The sequence below is a fragment of the Agrobacterium sp. rho-8.1 genome (assembly GCF_033957725.1).
In the GTDB taxonomy this organism is placed as follows: Bacteria; Pseudomonadota; Alphaproteobacteria; order Rhizobiales; family Rhizobiaceae; genus Agrobacterium.
On the sequence record NZ_CP192791.1, the window covers coordinates 101,384 to 118,564 of the forward strand.

The window sequence follows — 17,181 nt, forward strand, 5'->3', positions numbered from 1 at the left end:
CCCGTTTCGATGGTTTGCCTCACGGTGGCGATTGCTTCGCGTTTGAAGATGTTCGAGTTGGAAGGATGCTCTTCGAAAGGCTCGAGCACCTTTTTCTTTTCAAGTGTAGGAGCACTTTTTGCCATCTGACTTCAGTTCTTCATCGGCCTGTCAGGCTGCGGAGCGGTGTTTCTTGGCACGAGATCTTGCCGGGTTTTCTTTTGAGGCAGGCCCGGCATCGTCATCGAACAAGGAAGACAGGACGACCGGATGCCGGTCCGGAAAACGAGCCACAAGCTCAAGGGTGCCGCCCATGGCCCCGACATAACTGCGTAACGTGGACAGAAGCAGATCGCTCCGCTTCTCCAGGCGCGAAATATTCTCCTGTTTCACACCGAGCGTTTCGGCCATGCGAACCTGGGTTAGGTCGCGCGCCTTTCGCAGATCCTGAAGTGTCCGGTATTCCTCAAGCCGCTCGTTACCCAGCTGTTCGAGCCGTGCGCGCCGTTCCGCAGGAAGGCCCTGAAGGACGTCATCCAATGATCTAGCCATTCTTTTTTTCCTTCATTGCGTCGAGGTGCTGTGTCAATCGCTGGTCAGCTTTTGCGATCAGCACCTTGTAGAATCGCGTCTGACTGCCACCCGATTTGTCGCCAGCCACTAGAAGAATTGCCCGGCGCTCGGGATCGAATGCATAAGCCAGTCGCCAAACGCCGTCTGCAGCTTTGAACCGTAATTCTTTCATGTTCGCGTGTGCCGATCCCTTGAGAGTATCGGCGTAGGCACGACCAAGTTGCGGACCATAAGCTTTCAGCAACGGCAGTGCCGCAAAGATTTCGTCCTGTACCTCTTCTGGTAGTGCTAAAAACTCTGGGTCGAACTCGTCGTGGAGCAGAACTGCCCATTCCCTCGTCATAAAATGATCCCAGAGTTATATGCTGTCAAGGTTATATTGTCCGAGCGATTATGTTTAGACGACCACGTTCAACATCACAGAGCGCCTGTTTCGAATAGCCAATCGTCGTCGTGGAGATTTAGGACGGGCGAAGAAAGATGAATGGAAAGAAGGGGATTAGGAATCCTGGCTCGCAAGGGCGGTCCGACGGCTGACGGTCCCCTCAATCGCGCCGGTCGCCGAGACCGGGCCAGCTTGCCTCGCAAGGCAGGTGTGCCTCGCTCTCCCGCTAGCCAGGTCTGCTCCGGCGCAATTGCAGCCGCCGGCCCGTCCTGCGGTTCGGGAATTGTCTTCGAGAAGAAGACGAGAAGGTTTGGACAGCCCGTCCGCCCGAAACCAGAGAGGTCATTCCCATGCAGTTGATTACAGCAGACCCGCGCAGCCTGAAGGACAATCCCGACCGGTCCCGCCAATCAAAATCCTCACCCCAGTCCGACGCGCTGCTCTGCGCATCGATCAGGGCCATCGGCGTCGTTCAGCCACCGATCGTCAAACTCGATCCGGAGGGCGGCAACAGCTACATCATCGTCTTCGGTCACCGCCGCGCCGCCCAGGCGATCGCCGCGGATCTCATGGAAATCCCGCTGCTGCTGGCCGATCCCTCCGACGATCTCGGCGCCATGCAGTCATTTGCGGAGAACATCGCCCGCGAACCGTTGAACCCTGTCGATCAGTGGCGCGCCATCGAACGGCTGGTGGCTCTTGGATGGACCGAGGATTCGATCGCCATGGCGCTGGCACTCCCCAGCCGGCAGATCAGAAAGTTGCGGCTTCTGGCCAATATCCTGCCCGCCATGCTCGACCAGATGGCGCGAGGCGACATGCCGAACGAGCAGCAGCTGCGTACGATCGCGGCTGCCGGGCAGGACGAGCAGGCCGAGGTCTGGAAGAAGTACAAGCCGAAGAAGCAGGATCCGCAGGTGTCCTGGTGGGAGGTTGCCCGCGCCCTGACCACGACCCGTATGCTCGCTAAACATGCGAGCTTCGGCGACGATCTGGCTTTGGCCTATGGTATCGTCTGGGTCGAGGACTTGTTTGCACCTGCGGACGAAGACAGCCGCTACACCACTGACGTCGAGGCGTTTCTTGGTGCGCAACAAGAGTGGCTCGCCAATAATCTGCCGAAGCACGGTTCGGTTATCGAGGCCAATGAATACGGCCAGGCCAAGCTCCCGGCCAAGGCGCAGCAGGTCTATGGCAAGCCCGGCAAGGGCGACCTGACCGGGTGGTACATCAATGCCCGCGACGGGTCGGTCCAGTCGGTTGCCTATCGTATGCCGGAAGCGAAGAAGCCGAAGCGGGTCAAGGATTCCGATGGTGTCGAGACCGTCGTTGACGAAGTCGAGGTAACCAAGACGCGGCCCGACGTGACCCAGAAGGGTCTCGACATGATCGGGGATCTTCGCACCGATGCTTTGCACGAGGCGCTCGCCCGTGCGCCGATCGAGGACGATACGCTGATGGCTCTGCTCATTCTCGCCTTCACCGGTACGAACGTCAGCATTGCCAGCGGCGCATCCGACAGTCCCTATGGTCATGCGAAATGCGGGCCGCATGCTGCCCGGCTGATCGGCGAGAACGGCAAGCTGTTCTTCGATCGCGAGACACTGGTGCAGGCTGCGCGCTCGGTGCTGATCGAAGTCCTGTCTCTGCGGCGCAATCGCTCAGATAGCGGACTGATCGCCCGTATTGCCGGCGATGCTGTCGGCGCCGATCAATTCCTGCCCAATATGGCGACCGAAGACTTCCTCTCATGCCTGTCGCGCACTGCGCTGGAGGCGACCGCAGAAACGGCGGGCGTGCCCGGACGGATCAAGGTGAAGGATACCCGTGCGGCTCTGGTCGAGCATTTTGCCGAGGGAAAGCTGGTGCATCCAGCAGCGATGCTCGCGCCTTTGACTGAGGACGTGCGGTCCTGGGTCGGACGTTTTGCCAGCGCCGATAGCGGAGCGGAGGATACCTCTAACGATCCCGATATGCTCGAAGATCAGCTTTCCGGTGGTGACCTCTTGGAGCATTCCTTCGCTAAGGAAGCAGACGAGGAGGGTTTCCAGGAGGCCGCCCAGTAGCACAAGGCACATCGATCTGAACCGACGCCGCTGGCTCATGCCGGCGGCGTTTTCGTTTCCAGCAATCAGAAGGAGTTTGTCATGATAGAGATCCATGATGACATGGCCACAGAAAAAGCGGTGCATGAGGCTGAACTGAGGGCATTGGACCGGCCGACGATACAAGCAGGAGCGTCGACGCCATGGGGTATGGCGCAGGTTTCGCGACGATATGCCAACGGTGTAATTCTGCATGCGACCGCTGGTCATGGCGGCTTCCATCTGGATGAAATCGCAAACGCCGTCGTCCATTCCCTCTATCGTAATGACGACGGATACTACGAAGAGGATTGTGAATGGGCGAAGGTTGCCCATGCTTTCCCGCAGCTGTTCACCGCGTATGAGCGGCGCTTGGCGGATCGCACACTTCGCGACTTTCACCCCGATGCCTACGAGCGCGTCACGGGAGTCACTCTGAACGGCGGTCAGTCCCATGCACGGGACCGACAGGAATTCGAGGAGCGGCACCGCAATGACTGGGTGGTCATCGCGGCTCTCCATTCCGATCACCAGCAAGGTCTCGTCGAGTGCATCGCGACTTTGGGTGGGATCCGAGGCGAGGTCGGCGAACGACGGTTTCTGGTTCCACGCTCCGACTACGTGATCGGCCGGCATGGCTTCGTCATCGATTCAATCAAGCACGAGCCCTATGATGGTCCGTCCAGTTTCGTGAGCTGGGCGGCAAGGCAATGACTGTCGCGTTCACAGACTGCAGCGCTCCCCGAAATGAGGTGATCGATTTCACCGAGCTCTATCGCAGGATCTGGGCACGGCAGCGGGGTTATCGCTCCCGGCGGGCTGAGCTGACACGACAAACGAAGGCGCGGTGGAAAAACAAAGCACCGTATGGACGCACACCGATCATGGCACGTAGATCAACGGAGCCGGGTGAGAGCGGAAAGCCCGGTCGACATGAGGGTGCGATAAAGCGTTGATCGAAGCGCGGAAGACATAGTGCGGGGCAACCGGCTTGTAATGGCGTGTGCTTGGACCCGAGATTTGTCAGTGCCCCCAGTGGGTGACGCGGCGTTGCCAGGGTCGGATTGGGGGTGCGATTGTAACATGCTGCCGTGAACCAGATTGTCGGCCAGCACAGCACCTCGGTTTTGTTGCGGTCTGACATTGGCGCGTCCCGGTCAAAGGCCGCTTTCGCGCCACGTTGCGGCAGTATCATCGCCTCGTCACAAGGCAGGCCCGCGTCTGTCGCAGCCCGTAAGTGCGGGCAGCACCATCCGCAAGCCATCCTCGCTCCTTCTGGCAATGCCCTGACCTTGGGCCGGGCCGCTGACGCCCATGTCCTTTTGCCCGCACCCGAGGGGCTGAGCCGGACGACGTCAGGCACCCCGGGCTTCGCTGAAACATCGCTCAAGAGGATCCGATCATGGCACCGCTCCACCGCTCCACCCAGAAAAACCGTTCCGTCAAATCCCAGCGCGCAACCACACTCGAAATGGTCAGGCTCGCCTGCCCTGACGCCACCCAGGCGCTGCGCATCTCCGAAAGCTTCGGGCTTGCCCTCATCGACAGCGACGGGATCCGCGATCTCCACCGCGGCAAGTTGATTGAAAGCGCCGATGCCCTGAAGGACGGCCTTGCCGAAAAGGCCATGCAGATCCACATGCAGCGCATCGTCGGATCGTTCGTCGGCTCTGCCTACGGCGCCGGGCAATTCTACAGCCGCGCGGTCACAGAAGCCCGCGATCTCACCACGAAGCTCTCTAACGATACCAGAGACGAGGACCTCGACGGTCCGGTCGGATTTGACAGCCGCGCCCAGCGCAAGCGCGAGTTCGCAGCCGACATGGGCTTGCAGGCCCATGTGCTCCGCATGGCAGCCGAAGGCGCCGTCTCCGCTTACGAGGAGATCACAGGTGAAAGCTGGAAGCCCTACGAGCGCACGGTCGAGCAACCCGCTAACTCGCTCGACAGACAAGCCGCGACTGCCCAGATGTCGGCGCTCGAATAGAAAAATCGCGGGGCTTCGGCCCCGCTTTTCTTCTGCGTCCGCTATGCGATTTCGACCTGATTCGGAAAAAGAAAAAAGGGCCGACGGAAAACCGCGGCCCATGAAGTGTGAAGGTCATGGACCTCCAGAGGGGAACAGCTGGTGCGGCGGAACTGGGAAGAGCCGCCATGTGCATCAGCTGAAGTCACTATGCGTGAATTTTCATCACGCCACACCTATTTTTTGTGCAGTGCAGCTATGCGTCCGTGGATTGAATGACCGCGATCCTCCCCGCCGTTATTTTTTACTTCGCGCACTGTTTGCGCGTACGCCACAAGTTCATCAACGGCGACTTTCGCATCCATCAAGCGGTTCTGATTTGATCCAGCACGAAGGTCGCAACGTCTGTGTGTCTCAGGCAGCGGCTGTGGTTTGCGTGGCAAAGTCACGATAAGAGCGGAGGGGACGGCCAAGAAGCTTCATCAGGCGCTCGACGTCGCCATCCTCGGGCAGCATTCCATCGGTCAGGAAGCGCTCGCCCATCATGCGCATGTCGTATGCCATCCATGCCGGCATGAACTGCTTGAGGTTCTGCTCGAAAGCTGCAGTATCGCCACCACCATAATTGATTGGGCGAGCGAGAACGTCCGACCATATGGCGGCGATGTCCGTGCCGGTGAGGGTGTCGGGACCGACTAGGTTGATGCGCGTGATCGGGAGCGGCTGTGCGGCCTGTTCGCGTCGCAGCAGTTCAAGGGCGGCGATCTCCGCAATATCGCGAACGTCGATCATCGCAAGGCCCTTGTCGCCGACGGGCATCGGGTAGACGCCATAGCCAGTGATGACGTCCTTGATCGTCAGATCGTTCTGGATGAAGTAGGCCGGACGCAGGATGGTGGCGTGAAAGCCCATCTGCTCGATCATCCGCTCGACACCGAACTTGCCGGCGAAATGCGGCACGTTCACATAGACGTCAGGGTGAATGACCGACAGGTAGACGATCCGTTCAACGCCAGCCGAGCGGGCGACGTTGAGGGCGATCAAAGCGTGGGTGAACTCGTCAGGTGCGACGGCGTTCAGCAGGAAGAGCGTCGACACACCGTCGAAGGCGCTACGCAGGGCGTCGACGTCGAGAAAGTCTCCTTTCACCACGGCAACACCCGCCGGGAAATTGGCCTTGGAGGGCTCGCGGACGAGCGCGCGGACGTCAGCGCCGCGGTCGACAAGGTGCTGGATGACTTGGCGGCCGATATTGCCGGTGGCGCCGGTTACGAGAATGGTCATGGGATTTTCTCCAGGTTGGTATTGCTTGACACCCGGAATATGGCTGGATCATTATCAAACCAATAGACTGTTGAATTAGACAGTTCGTCTCACAGGTGGAACGATTATGGATCTCGTCGCCCTTGCCGATTTCAATCTTGTCGCGCGTTACGGTGGCTTCGGCAAAGCGTCGCGGGCGTCCGGCCGCCCCAAAGCGACCTTGTCTCGACGGGTGACAGAACTGGAGGCTGCCCTTCAGCTTCGGCTGTTCGAACGGGGCGTACGCAACCTGAAACTCACCGAGGAGGGACGCGCCCTTCATGAGCGGACAGCCGCTTTGCTGACGGAGCTCGACGAAACGGCGACCACCATCGCGGCGGGTGGCGACAAGCCGCGCGGCAGGTTACGGATCAGCGCGCCGCTCCTGTTTTCGCAGACCGCCATGGGCAGGATTGCGGCGGGCTTTGCTCTGAAATATCCCGACGTGCGGGTGGAAGTCACGACAGAGGACCGAGCCGTGGACATGATCGAGGAGGGGTATGATCTGGTCATCCGGGTCAATCCGGACGCAGACGAAAGTCTTGTCGGCCGAGCCTTTCTGCATGATCGCCTGGTCGTCGTGGCAAGCCCCGATCTTCCCCGCCCAGTGGCCGATCTCTCAGTGCCAGCTGTCGTGCGCGGGGCCGGCGATCGGCAAAGCTGGAACGTTCTGACTTCAGAAGGACCCGCGGCGATCAGGATCGAGCCCATCCTCGCCCTGTCGTCACTCATCATGGTTCGGGATGCGGTGCGATCGGGCGTTGGCGCTGCTCGTATGCCGATTTCGCTGGTCAGCCACGATCTCGCTGACGGCACTTTGCTGCACTGGGGCGATATCGAGGGCTCAGAGATCGAACTATGGGCGCTTTACCCGTCGCGGCGACTGCTCAGCGCGCGTGTCTCCGCCTTCCTGGATTTTCTGAAGCAGGCTTTCCCAACCGGAAGGCCCGATGAACTTGCGGCCTACATTGGCAGGTGAGGGACCGGGCTCGCGGATGTGACGCTAAGCTAGGGCTAAATTTGGTGAAGTCTATTGGTGGCCGGGTTGCTCCTCGCGACCCGATCGTTCGTGATTAGAGAACGGGTTGATCGGCGAAAACTTCGAGCAACAAACGGCCCCATTGGTCTTCTGGCCGGAGATGTGGTGCGTCTGAAGCTGCGAGTAATGGCATGAGCACGCCCCCGGTATTGTTATCCAGGCACTATGCCACGACGAGCTAACCCGAGGAAGCAATGCAGCGTTCCCGGCAATCTCCTAGATGCAGTCGTTGGCTTTGACCAGTCGTTCGGGGCTAGTGAGCGCGATGCATCGATTCCCATCGGTCGCCACCCGATGATGCCATTGCCGTACCCCTGTATCTGCCAACTTGCACGTCCACTGCGGTCTCGATGGGGCATGTCTGACCAAAGACCGCCTCGCGATGCTCGGCTCGATCGGCATCCGCAACGGCCGGATCGTTTTCTTCCCCTGTGCGCTGAAGCGCCCATTCCTCGCGGTGACCAAGAAAGCCGCTCCCTGGCCGTCCTCCACTCCGTTTCGGCCTTTCAGGTGCAGGCCGATCGTCCCCGGTCCTATCGACTGCTATCGAGGCCGCGATGGACGCGGCCCGAACAACCGAAAAGGATTACGACAATGGCAACCATCGGCTCTTTCACCGCTTCAGGCAACGGCTTCTCCGGCACCATCAAGACCCTCAACCTCAACGTCAAGGCAACCATCCGCACCGTCGAGCGCACTTCCGACAAAGGTCCTGACTATCGCATCCTCGCGGGAGCAACGGAATTCGGTGCAGCCTGGAAAAAGACCTCGAACGAAGGCCGCGACTACCTCTCGGTGAAGCTCGATGACCCGAGCTTCCCGGCCCCGATCTACGCAACGCTGATCGAGGTCGAAGGCGAGGAAGGCCTCTCCCTCATCTGGTCCCGGTCGAACCGGGACTGAGACTGGAAGCCCCGCCCGCCAAGGCGGGGCTCTCCACGTCAGGGATCACTTGTTCAGTGCATCCTTGAGCGCCTTTGCAGGCGCAAAGGTCAGCTTCTTCGAAGCGGCGACCGTCATCTTTTCTCCGGTCGCAGGATTGCGGCCCTCTCGCTCAGGCGATGCCTTCACCTTAAACTTTCCGAAGCCTGGGATTGAGGTTTCAGCGTCCGAGCCTGCAGCATCGACGATGGCCTGGAACACGGCCTCGACAATGCCCTTGGCCTGGACCTTCGTCATGCCGTTGTCGGCTGCAATTTTGTCGGCGATTTCATTGGTGGTGGTCATGGAATTCCTCGCATGTTGTTGTCAAAGATAAAATCCGTGCCAGCTTATGACCGGATTGTCATCGGCGACGATGGGGATGAGGGTCAGATCCGCTTGATGTCCACAGGTGGTTTGGGCCGATAGCCCCGTTTGCGCTTCTCGCGAAGCACGTCGAGAAACAGGTTGATGGCTTGGCTCTCGTTGTCGAACAGGTGTTCCATCTGTTGTCCGCGCGTACCGATCCGACCCCAGGCGCGAACAAGCGACACCTCGCCAAACAATGTCGGCTGAACAGCCAACGCATAAAAGCGGGCCATGTTTTTTTCCGGCGCGATACGCTCGACATAGAGGTGGTAGGGCTGTGTGATCATAAGAGCAGAATCGCGCATTCGGAATCTGCCGTCCAATGAGAGTTTTGAATCGGATGGGCATCATCGATTCACAACAGTGATCCGTCGGCGCCCGGATCATTCGCACCAGCTCCAGCGCGATCCTTGCCACTTCCGGGCTAAGCCTTCGGCGACGAGAATATCCCCGACCGATCGTCGCTCGCGGTAGACGATCCTGAGCTTCCGCCCAAAGCGATCTTCATCCCTGGCGGTCGTCTTGAACGAGAGCGGACCAGAATTCAGAATGTCTAGCAGACGCTGTTTCGCCGCAAGACCTCGCTGGCGTTCGCGCTCGCATCTCGGCGGGCTGAGCTCCGGCGTGTCGACGTCGGCCATCCGGATCTTTTCGCCTCGAAACCAGAAGGTATCACCATCCACCACGCAGGTAATCCTATGGCTGCCATTGCACATCGAAAAGGTTTCACTTGCGCTGCTTGGCGACGCTGAGGCAACAGATGTAAGGATGCCAACGGCGAAGAGGGATAGGCGTGCAATAGGCGCAAAATGTCTCAATGTCATGTCTCCTCAGTATCTGTCGTTGGAGCGGCATTATAGCTTCTCACCCCTTCTGTGGCTTGCTTGTGAAAGCGGTTTTCTCCGACGGACGCGCTCATGTCCTTACGTCTGAACCAAATCGCACGACCACATCTGAGCGGCGGATTGCCTGATGTGAAGACGATCTGCTCGTCGCTGCGCATGCGCAGCACCTCATGCGGGAGGATCAGCGGCCGGCGGCTGAGCTGCCGGGAGCGTGAGCGCGACGATCCCTTCATCCCTGACGAGCGGTTTGTCTGGTCGACCTCGACCGTCGTATCGCCGCAGCGTTTCGAGATATAGTCGGCAGTGTCAGGGTCGTTGATCGCTGAAAACGAGATCCACGACGCGGATTCGAACCATTTGCTTGTCGCGTCCCGCCCGCCATAGGCCTCGCGCATCTGGCCGATGGACTGAAAGATCATCGTCAGCGTGATGCCGTATTTGCGTCCGGCGTCTCGCGCGGTCTCCAAGATGCGCAGATAGCCGAGCCTTGCGACCTCGTCGAGCAGGAAGAGCGCGCGACCTTTCACATCGCCATTTCGATTATAGATGGCATTGAGCAGCGATCCGATAACAACACGCGCCAGTCCGGGATGGGCTTCCAGTACCTTCAGATCGAGCGCTATGAAGATGTCGGTTCCCCCATCGGCGAGATCGTCGGTCGAGAAACTGTCGCCCGAGACGAGCGCAGCATAGTTCGGATAAGACAGCCAGTGGGTTTCTTTCACCGCATTGGCGTAGACACCGGAAAACGTCTCCGGCGTCATGTTGACGAAGACCGAGACGTTCTCCTTTACGAAATCTGATCCAGACTGCTCGTAGATATTGGTCAGGCGCGCCCGCAGCTGTGGTTCCGGCTCCGAAAGATTGGTCCGCACACGGCGCAGGGTCTGGTCTTCCTCGTCCGTGTGACCCGACAGGCAGACGTCGGCGATCAGGGCGGTCAGAAGCTGCATGGCCGATGCCCGGAAGAAATCGTCGCGCGCAGAGGCCGATCGCGAATTGTCGGTCATGATCCACGTTGCGACGGCGACGATGTCCTCTTCCTTCGTACTGCCATGTCGCCCGATCCAGTCGAGCGCGTTGAAGCCGACACTTGGTGCCGAGGGATCGAGAATGATCACCTTCCGGCCAGCCTTGCGGCGATGATCCGATACCATCGGCGCGACCTCGCTCGACGGATCGAGGACGACGAGGCCACCACCCCACTTGAGTGCGGTCGGGACCGTTACCGACGTCGTCTTGAAACCGCCGGAGCCGGCGAAGACGATGCCATGCGACGAGCCGAAGGAACCATCGAAGCACAGGAGCGGGCTCTTGCCTCCCGCGCCCCAGGTCGACGGATCGTCGGCGCGGAACGACAACGCCGCAACGCTGTCGCGATCGACGCGATACCGTTCGCCGATGACGATGCCGCCTGGATCGGGGAAAAGTTTTGCAGCCTCCTGCACTTTCATCCAGTCGGCCTCGCCATGCACCGCTCGCTTTCCCCCGATCCGCCGTGGTGCGGCTTTTGCGAAAGCCGCGTTCCCTAACACCGCGACGCGCAGTGCGAAGACGCCGGCGAGAAAGGTTGTCGATGCGCCAAGCATGGTTGCGGGGTCCACATATCCGAGCACGGATTGTCCTTTCGGGAGCTCGCCAGCGATCCCAGCCAGGCGAATTCCCTCACGTAGCAGCGCGATCAGGATTGCCACTCCATTTCCGCTGACGACACCCCATCCTGCTGCTTTGATACCCGCTGCCCCATTCACCGCAAACAGAAAGATCGTGCCGATTGCAGCCGCGGTGGCAGAGGGCAGCGCGAGACCGATCCGCCCGAGCATCAGCTTGGCCTGCGTGGTCTTGCCAAACGCGGCCAGCCAGTGTTCGATCCCCGGCATGAGAACCACCACGGCGATCATTGCCGTGGCCGGGATGACGGCGAGGAACAGTTTACTCACCGTCACGACCAAACGCCTCCGCACCGATCACTGTCAGGCGCGATTGCTCGGCATCGTCGCCCTTCAGGCGGCGGCTTGCGTCGATCAGTAGGCCGAGCAGGAGTGCGCGCTTCTCGTAGCGCAGTCCTGCCTTGACGATCAGGCCACCGAGTTCGATTTTCTCGCGCGTGTCTTTCTTGCGTGCATCAGCCGTCATCGTGCGGGCCATCCGTTCAAGCCTCACGACCGCTGCCCGCAGCAGCGCCAGTCTCGATCGCTGTGACCGTCTCGCCTGCTGTCCTGCCGTCACCAGCATTTCTCTTCCCGGTCGAAGCCGCCTTGCCTCCGCGAAACCGTCCGGTGATCTCTTCGAACGCAGCCTGTAGCTCGGTTTCCTCGATCTCGATCTCACCGAGGCCTGCCTTCAGCGCGATCCGGCCGATGCGCTCGGCCTCGCGTGTTTCTGCTTGTCTCAGCTGATCCTGCAATCTGGCGATTTCTTCCCTGATCTTCGATGAAGGCTTCTTCATTCCGGTCGCATCTCCCTGAAAATCTTGCGGCGTTCTTCACGCTGGAAGATTCCTCAAAAGCACGTCCGAAGGAATGTGCAGATCTGCACGTCGGCAAAGCCGACACTTTGGAGGATGATCCCGCCGTTCCGAAGGAGCGGATCCAAGGGCGCAATTATACGTCGCTGACGCGACGCACTGCATAGGTGCCTAAAGAGGGGCCAACCATGGTCCGACCGCTCCCGACGATGACGTTCAAACCGGGAGCTTTACCGCCGTGGCCATCGCCCATTTCTCAGCCAGCATCGTCAGCCGCAGCAGTGGCCGCAGTGTGGTGCTGTCTGCAGCTTATCGGCACTGCGCGAAGATGGAATACGAGCGCGAGGCCCGTACCATCGACTACACTCGGAAAGAGGGGCTTGTGCATGAGGAATTCCTGCTCCCGGCCGATGCTTCGAAATGGGTCCGCGCGATGATCGCCGACCGCTCTGTCGCCGGAGCGTCGGAAGCCTTCTGGAACAGGGTCGAGGCGTTCGAGAAGCGCTCCGATGCGCAGCTTGCCCGGGACCTGACAATCGCGCTTCCGTTGGAGCTATCTCCGGAGCAGAACATTGTACTGGTCCGGGATTTCGTGGAAAAGCACATCCTCGCCCAGGGTATGGTTGCCGATTGGGTCTACCACGACAATCCAGGCAATCCGCACATCCATCTGATGACGACATTGCGTCCGCTGACCCAGGACGGGTTCGGGTCGAAGAAGGTGGCGGTGACCGGCGAGGACGGTCAGCCGGTCCGCACGCAGTCCGGGAAAATCCTCTATGAGCTCTGGGCGGGTTCGACCGACGACTTCAATTCCTTACGCGATGGATGGTTCGAGCGGCTCAACCATCATCTGGCGCTTGGCGGCATCGATCTCCGTATCGACGGCCGTTCCTATGAGAAGCAGGGCATCGAGCTTGAACCCACCATTCATCTCGGCGTCGGGGCAAAAGCCATCGAGCGCAAGGCGAAAGAACAGGGAGTCCGGCCGGAGCTCGAACGGATCGAACTGAACGAACACCGGCGATCGGAGAACATCCGCCGCATTCTGAAAAATCCAGCCATCGTGCTTGACCTGATCACGCGAGAGAAGAGCGTTTTCGATGAACGCGATGTGGCCAAGGTTCTGCATCGCTATGTCGATGACCCGGCTGTCTTCCAGCAACTGATGTTACGCATATTCCTGAACCCGGACGTACTCCGGCTGCAGCGTGACACGATCGAGTTCGCGACCGGAGGAAAGGTGCCGGCCCGTTATTCGACACGGGCGATGATCCGGCTGGAAGCGACGATGGTGCGGCAGGCATTGTGGCTGTCGAACCGGGACGGCCATGCTGTCACCGAAGCTGCTCTCGACGCCACGTTCCGGCGGCATGAACGGCTCTCGGAAGAGCAGAAAACCGCGATCGAGCTGATCGCTGGGTCCGCCCGGATCGCGGCCGTGGTTGGACGTGCCGGCGCCGGCAAGACCACGATGATGAAGGCAGCCCGCGAGGCGTGGGAACTGGCCGGATATCGTGTCGTCGGAGGCGCGCTTGCCGGCAAAGCGGCGGAGGGGCTAGAGAAGGAAGCGGGCATCGAAAGCCGGACGCTCGCGTCTTGGGAGCTGCGCTGGAACCGTGGTCGTGACGCTCTCAATGACAAGACAGTCTTCGTCATGGACGAGGCCGGCATGGTTGCCTCAAAACAGATGGCCGGCTTTGTCGATGCCGTCGTCAGGGCAGGCGCCAAGATCGTTCTGGTCGGCGATCCCGAACAGCTCCAGCCGATCGAGGCAGGGGCTGCCTTCCGCGCCATCGTCGACCGCATCGGTTATGCCGAACTCGAGACGATCTATCGCCAGCGCGAGGACTGGATGCGCAAGGCATCACTCGATCTGGCCCGGGGCAACGTGGAAAAGGCACTGACCGCCTATGATGCCAATGCCAGGATCACGGGAATGCGCCTCAAGGCCGAGGCGGTCGAGCGGCTGATCGGTGACTGGAACCATGATTACGATCAGACAAAGACAACGTTGATCCTCGCGCATCTGCGTCGTGACGTGCGGATGCTGAACATTATGGCCCGGGAAAAACTCGTCGAACGCGGAATTGTCGGTGAGGGCCATGTCTTCAAAACGGCTGACGGTGTCAGGCAGTTCGACGCGGGCGACCAGATCGTCTTCCTGAAGAACGAAGGATCGCTCGGCGTCAAGAACGGCATGATCGCTCATGTCGTGGAAGTCGCACCGAACAGGATCGTTGCTGTCGTGGGAGAGGGCGATCAGCGCCGGCAGGTCATCGTCGAGCAACGCTTCTACAGCAATCTCGATCATGGTTACGCCACCACGATCCACAAAAGCCAAGGCGCCACCGTCGACCGCGTGAAGGTGTTGGCAAGCCTCTCCCTCGACCGGCATCTGACCTATGTGGCGATGACCCGCCATCGCGAGGATCTGCAGCTTTATTACGGCCACCGGTCCTTCTCCTTCAACGGCGGCCTGGCCAAGGTCCTTTCCCGAAAGAATACCAAGGAGACCACGCTCGATTACGATCGCGGAAAGCTTTACCGCGAGGCGCTGCGGTTTGCGGAAAGTCGCGGCCTCAACATCGTCCAGGTGGCGCGGACGCTGCTACGCGACCAACTTGACTGGACGCTGCGCCAGAAGACGAAATTGGTCGATCTAGGCCAGCGCCTTGCCGTCTTTGCAGAGCGTCTCGGTCTGCACCATCCCCCGAAATCCCAAACGATGAAGGAGGCCGCGCCCATGGTCGCAGGCATCAAGACATTTTCCAGTTCCGTCGCCGATACGGTGGAGCACAAGCTCGACACCGATCCAGCCCTTAAGAAACAATGGGAAGAGGTCTCGACCCGTTTTTCTTACGTCTTTGCCGATCCGGAGACTGCCTTCCGGGCGATGAACTTCAATGCGGTGCTCGTGGATAAGGAAACGGCCAAACTGGCGCTTCAGACGCTGACGACCGCCCCGGCGTCGATCGGACCGCTAAGGGGCAAGACCGGCATTCTTGCCAGCAAGACTGAGCGCGAGGACCGTCGCGTTGCAGACCTCAATGTTCCGGCCCTGAAGCGCGATCTCGAGCAGTATCTGAGGATGCGCGAGACCGCCGTGCAGCGGCTGCAGGCGGACGAGCAGGTATTGCGACAGCGCGTGTCGATCGACATCCCAGCATTGTCGCCGGCAGCACATGTGATGCTGGAGCGCGTGCGTGATGCGATCGACCGCAACGATCTGCCAGCGGCTCTTGGATATGCACTGAGCAATCGGGAAACCAAGCTGGAAATTGACAGGTTCAACGAAGCCGTCACCGAACGCTTTGGCGAGCGTACCATGCTCACCAATGCCGCGCGCGAACCCTCCGGAAAGCTCTTCGACAAACTCTCCGACGGGATGCAGCCCGAGCAGAAGGAGCGTCTGAAGGAGGCCTGGCCGATCATGCGCACGTCCCAGCAGCTCGCCGCTCACGAGCGCACCGCCCAGACCCTGCGCCAAGTCGAGGATTTGCGTCTCGCCCAGCGCCAGACGCCGGTGATGAAACAATGAGGCGGCGCGCGCTCCTGTTCCTGGCCGGCGCGGGCGTGATGATCGCTGGTCTGGCGGCAATCGCCTATATGGGCGGCTTTCGTTTGAACCTGACACCGAGCGAGCCGCTTGGGCTCTGGCGTATCGTCGCTCTGCAGCGTCCGGTCGCAGCCGGCGATCTCGTGTTCATCTGCCCACCGGCGACCGCGTCATTCGAGGAGGCACGCCGCCGCGGCTATGTCAGGCGTGGCCTCTGCCCCGGTGGCTTTGCGCCGCTGATCAAGACAGTGGCGGCACTTCCCGGACAGCACTTCGGAATTGGCGCAAATGTCACTGTCGACGGCAGGCCTCTTGCCTCATCGATCGTTCGAGCGAGCGATGGCGAGGGCCGGCCGATCACACCGTTCAAAACCGGCATCGTGCCACTGAGACATCTGTTTCTTCACTCATCCTTTGCGAGCTCCTATGATAGTCGGTATTTTGGACCGGTTCCCGACACGGGCCTTCTCGGCCTGGCGCGGCCGGTCCTCACGTTCGATCCATAACTGGCGGCGACCCTGCCTGCTCATCGCGGTATCCGTCGCTTGCGGCTGGACTGCCTGGAGCGGTCATGTGCTGGCCCTTCCTGTCGCTGTGTTGTTCCCGACGCTATGGGCGATGTCGCCGTCGCGGCTGACGGCGGTGTTCGTGTCGGCCGGATACTTTCTGGCTGCCTCGCGTGGGCTGCCGCAGGGTGTCGCCACCTTCTATGGCGCCGATCTCTGGCCTGGGCTTCTGCTCTGGACAGCTACTTCACTCTCTTTCGCCGGCGTGCATGCGGCGCTCTGGAAGGCGCGGCCGGAAGGCAAGTTTCCGAAAGTAGATCGAACGGGAATGGCAATGGCGGCGCGCTATCTGGCGGCGGCGATGCTCTTAGGCCTGCCGCCCCTGGGCATAACCGGCTGGGCGCATCCGCTCACCGCTACTGGTGTGCTCTTTCCGGGATGGGGATGGTGGGGGCTGGTCGCGATGACAGCCGGCCTCGCGATAATGACATCACGATGTTGGCCGGCTGCCGCCATCATCCTGGGAGGGTTTTGGCTCTGGTCCGCCGCTACGTGGACATCACCGAATCTACCGGAAGGATGGAAGGGTGTCGACCTCGAAATGGGTGAAAAACTCGGACGAGACGGCTCGCTCGGCTATCACCGCGACCTGATCGCAACGGTGCGCGCGGTCGCGGGAGTGGAAAGCCGCTTCGTGGTTCTTCCCGAAAGCGCGCTCGGCCTCTGGACGCCGACCGTGGAAAAGCTCTGGAGCCAAGGCTTGCGGGGCTCGGAACTCACTGTGATCGCCGGCGCGGCCGTCATCGATCCGGGCGGCTACGACAACGTCTTGGTGACGGTTTCGGCTGACGAGGCACGAATTATCTATCGCCAACGCATGCCGGTCCCGGTGTCCATGTGGCAGCCATGGCGGGCATGGACCGGGCAGGATGGTGGAGCCCGCGCCAACCTCTTTGGCAGTCCAGTTGTGCACAACGATGGCCGGAAGGTCGCCGTGCTGATCTGCTACGAACAGCTCCTCCTCTGGCCGGTCCTGCAGTCGATGCTGCATTCCCCCACCGCAATCGTCGCCCCGGGCAACGGATGGTGGACCGCGGGAACGTCGATCGTCGCCATTCAGAACGCGAGCGTGGTCGCCTGGGCAAAACTGTTCGCACTGCCCGTCGTCACAGCGCTCAATACGTAA

Annotated in this window: 17 protein-coding genes; 8 read left to right on the plus strand and 9 right to left on the minus strand. The window is 60.5% G+C overall.

Annotation, left to right across the window (positions count from 1 at the left end; genetic code table 11):
* Window positions 1-150 precede the first annotated feature (150 nt).
* Both RMR21_RS24240 and RMR21_RS24245 read right to left on the minus strand, forming a co-directional pair.
* Window positions 151-531 carry an XRE family transcriptional regulator gene (locus RMR21_RS24240; RefSeq protein ID WP_498672633.1) on the minus strand — a complete coding sequence of 127 codons (381 nt, stop codon included), beginning with the start codon at window positions 529-531 and terminating at the stop codon, window positions 151-153.
* On the minus strand, window positions 524-895 hold the full coding sequence (locus RMR21_RS24245; protein ID WP_498672635.1) for a type II toxin-antitoxin system RelE/ParE family toxin: 372 nt from the start codon (window positions 893-895) through the stop codon (window positions 524-526). The genes RMR21_RS24240 and RMR21_RS24245 overlap by 8 nt, the downstream gene beginning before the upstream one ends.
* Before the next feature lie 392 nt (window positions 896-1,287).
* On the opposite strand from RMR21_RS24245, the gene RMR21_RS24250 reads away from it, so the two are divergent.
* From RMR21_RS24250 to RMR21_RS24260, 3 genes are all read left to right on the plus strand, one after another.
* Window positions 1,288-3,003, plus strand: coding sequence for a ParB/RepB/Spo0J family partition protein (locus tag RMR21_RS24250; RefSeq protein WP_498672637.1), 1,716 nt, complete (start codon window positions 1,288-1,290; stop codon window positions 3,001-3,003).
* Window positions 3,004-3,084: 81 nt separating this feature from the next.
* On the plus strand, window positions 3,085-3,735 hold the full coding sequence (locus tag RMR21_RS24255; RefSeq protein ID WP_498672640.1) for a DUF7007 domain-containing protein: 651 nt from the start codon (window positions 3,085-3,087) through the stop codon (window positions 3,733-3,735).
* Window positions 3,736-4,423: 688 nt separating this feature from the next.
* Entirely contained in the window at window positions 4,424-5,008 is a 585-nt protein-coding gene (locus RMR21_RS24260) for a hypothetical protein (RefSeq protein ID WP_498672642.1), read from the plus strand.
* A 393-nt stretch (window positions 5,009-5,401) separates the two neighbouring features.
* Here RMR21_RS24260 and RMR21_RS24265 read toward each other — a convergent pair whose 3' ends face one another.
* Window positions 5,402-6,271 carry an SDR family oxidoreductase gene (locus RMR21_RS24265; protein ID WP_498672643.1) on the minus strand — a complete coding sequence of 290 codons (870 nt, stop codon included), beginning with the start codon at window positions 6,269-6,271 and terminating at the stop codon, window positions 5,402-5,404.
* Between the two features lie 106 nt (window positions 6,272-6,377).
* Between RMR21_RS24265 and RMR21_RS24270 the strand changes: the two genes are divergently transcribed.
* A complete protein-coding gene (locus RMR21_RS24270) occupies window positions 6,378-7,268 on the plus strand; it encodes a LysR family transcriptional regulator (RefSeq protein ID WP_498672645.1) in 891 nt (296 codons plus the stop codon).
* A 654-nt stretch (window positions 7,269-7,922) separates the two neighbouring features.
* The gene (locus RMR21_RS24275) at window positions 7,923-8,231 is read left to right on the plus strand and encodes a DUF736 domain-containing protein (RefSeq protein WP_498672646.1); all 309 of its coding nucleotides are present in this window, start codon (window positions 7,923-7,925) and stop codon (window positions 8,229-8,231) included.
* A gap of 45 nt (window positions 8,232-8,276) precedes the next feature.
* On the opposite strand, the gene RMR21_RS24280 is transcribed toward RMR21_RS24275, so the two are convergent.
* The 6 genes from RMR21_RS24280 to traC all read right to left on the minus strand — a co-directional run bounded on the left by RMR21_RS24280 (window position 8,277) and on the right by traC (window position 11,912).
* Complete coding sequence (locus RMR21_RS24280; RefSeq protein ID WP_498672647.1) at window positions 8,277-8,555, minus strand: HU family DNA-binding protein; 279 nt, start codon at window positions 8,553-8,555, stop codon at window positions 8,277-8,279.
* A gap of 83 nt (window positions 8,556-8,638) precedes the next feature.
* Window positions 8,639-8,923 (minus strand): WGR domain-containing protein, encoded by a 285-nt coding sequence (locus RMR21_RS24285; RefSeq protein WP_498672649.1) that lies wholly within the window; start codon window positions 8,921-8,923, stop codon window positions 8,639-8,641.
* Window positions 8,924-9,001: 78 nt separating this feature from the next.
* On the minus strand, window positions 9,002-9,442 hold the full coding sequence (locus RMR21_RS24290) for a thermonuclease family protein (protein ID WP_498672650.1): 441 nt from the start codon (window positions 9,440-9,442) through the stop codon (window positions 9,002-9,004).
* Complete coding sequence (traG, locus tag RMR21_RS24295) at window positions 9,439-11,409, minus strand: Ti-type conjugative transfer system protein TraG (protein WP_498672652.1); 1,971 nt, start codon at window positions 11,407-11,409, stop codon at window positions 9,439-9,441. Before traG ends, RMR21_RS24290 begins: the two co-directional genes overlap by 4 nt.
* The gene (traD, locus tag RMR21_RS24300) at window positions 11,396-11,611 is read right to left on the minus strand and encodes a type IV conjugative transfer system coupling protein TraD (protein WP_498672653.1); all 216 of its coding nucleotides are present in this window, start codon (window positions 11,609-11,611) and stop codon (window positions 11,396-11,398) included. Before traD ends, traG begins: the two co-directional genes overlap by 14 nt.
* A gap of 4 nt (window positions 11,612-11,615) precedes the next feature.
* Window positions 11,616-11,912: a conjugal transfer protein TraC gene (gene traC, locus RMR21_RS24305; protein WP_498672655.1), complete on the minus strand. Its 297-nt coding sequence runs from the start codon at window positions 11,910-11,912 to the stop codon at window positions 11,616-11,618.
* Window positions 11,913-12,168: 256 nt separating this feature from the next.
* On the opposite strand from traC, the gene traA reads away from it, so the two are divergent.
* The 3 genes from traA to RMR21_RS24320 are packed head-to-tail and all read left to right on the plus strand — an operon-like array spanning window position 12,169 to window position 17,181.
* Window positions 12,169-15,471: a Ti-type conjugative transfer relaxase TraA gene (gene traA / locus RMR21_RS24310; protein WP_498672657.1), complete on the plus strand. Its 3,303-nt coding sequence runs from the start codon at window positions 12,169-12,171 to the stop codon at window positions 15,469-15,471.
* A complete protein-coding gene (traF, locus tag RMR21_RS24315; protein WP_498672280.1) occupies window positions 15,468-15,995 on the plus strand; it encodes a conjugative transfer signal peptidase TraF in 528 nt (175 codons plus the stop codon). Before traA ends, traF begins: the two co-directional genes overlap by 4 nt.
* A gap of 16 nt (window positions 15,996-16,011) precedes the next feature.
* Entirely contained in the window at window positions 16,012-17,181 is a 1,170-nt protein-coding gene (locus tag RMR21_RS24320; RefSeq protein WP_498672667.1) for a conjugal transfer protein TraB, read from the plus strand.

Bases quoted from the DNA above. Each gene is read 5' to 3' on its own strand.
- RMR21_RS24270 (WP_498672645.1), top strand. From the start codon at position 6,378: ATGGATCTCGTCGCCCTTGCCGATTTCAATCTTGTCGCGCGTTACGGT.
- traC (WP_498672655.1), bottom strand. From the start codon at position 11,912: ATGAAGAAGCCTTCATCGAAGATCAGGGAAGAAATCGCCAGATTGCAG.
- RMR21_RS24275 (WP_498672646.1), top strand. From the start codon at position 7,923: ATGGCAACCATCGGCTCTTTCACCGCTTCAGGCAACGGCTTCTCCGGC.
- RMR21_RS24265 (WP_498672643.1), bottom strand. From the start codon at position 6,271: ATGACCATTCTCGTAACCGGCGCCACCGGCAATATCGGCCGCCAAGTC.
- traD (WP_498672653.1), bottom strand. From the start codon at position 11,611: ATGGCCCGCACGATGACGGCTGATGCACGCAAGAAAGACACGCGCGAG.
- RMR21_RS24255 (WP_498672640.1), top strand. From the start codon at position 3,085: ATGATAGAGATCCATGATGACATGGCCACAGAAAAAGCGGTGCATGAG.
- traF (WP_498672280.1), top strand. From the start codon at position 15,468: ATGAGGCGGCGCGCGCTCCTGTTCCTGGCCGGCGCGGGCGTGATGATC.
- RMR21_RS24285 (WP_498672649.1), bottom strand. From the start codon at position 8,923: ATGCGCGATTCTGCTCTTATGATCACACAGCCCTACCACCTCTATGTC.
- RMR21_RS24280 (WP_498672647.1), bottom strand. From the start codon at position 8,555: ATGACCACCACCAATGAAATCGCCGACAAAATTGCAGCCGACAACGGC.
- RMR21_RS24250 (WP_498672637.1), top strand. From the start codon at position 1,288: ATGCAGTTGATTACAGCAGACCCGCGCAGCCTGAAGGACAATCCCGAC.
- RMR21_RS24240 (WP_498672633.1), bottom strand. From the start codon at position 531: ATGGCTAGATCATTGGATGACGTCCTTCAGGGCCTTCCTGCGGAACGG.
- RMR21_RS24260 (WP_498672642.1), top strand. From the start codon at position 4,424: ATGGCACCGCTCCACCGCTCCACCCAGAAAAACCGTTCCGTCAAATCC.
- RMR21_RS24290 (WP_498672650.1), bottom strand. From the start codon at position 9,442: ATGACATTGAGACATTTTGCGCCTATTGCACGCCTATCCCTCTTCGCC.
- RMR21_RS24245 (WP_498672635.1), bottom strand. From the start codon at position 895: ATGACGAGGGAATGGGCAGTTCTGCTCCACGACGAGTTCGACCCAGAG.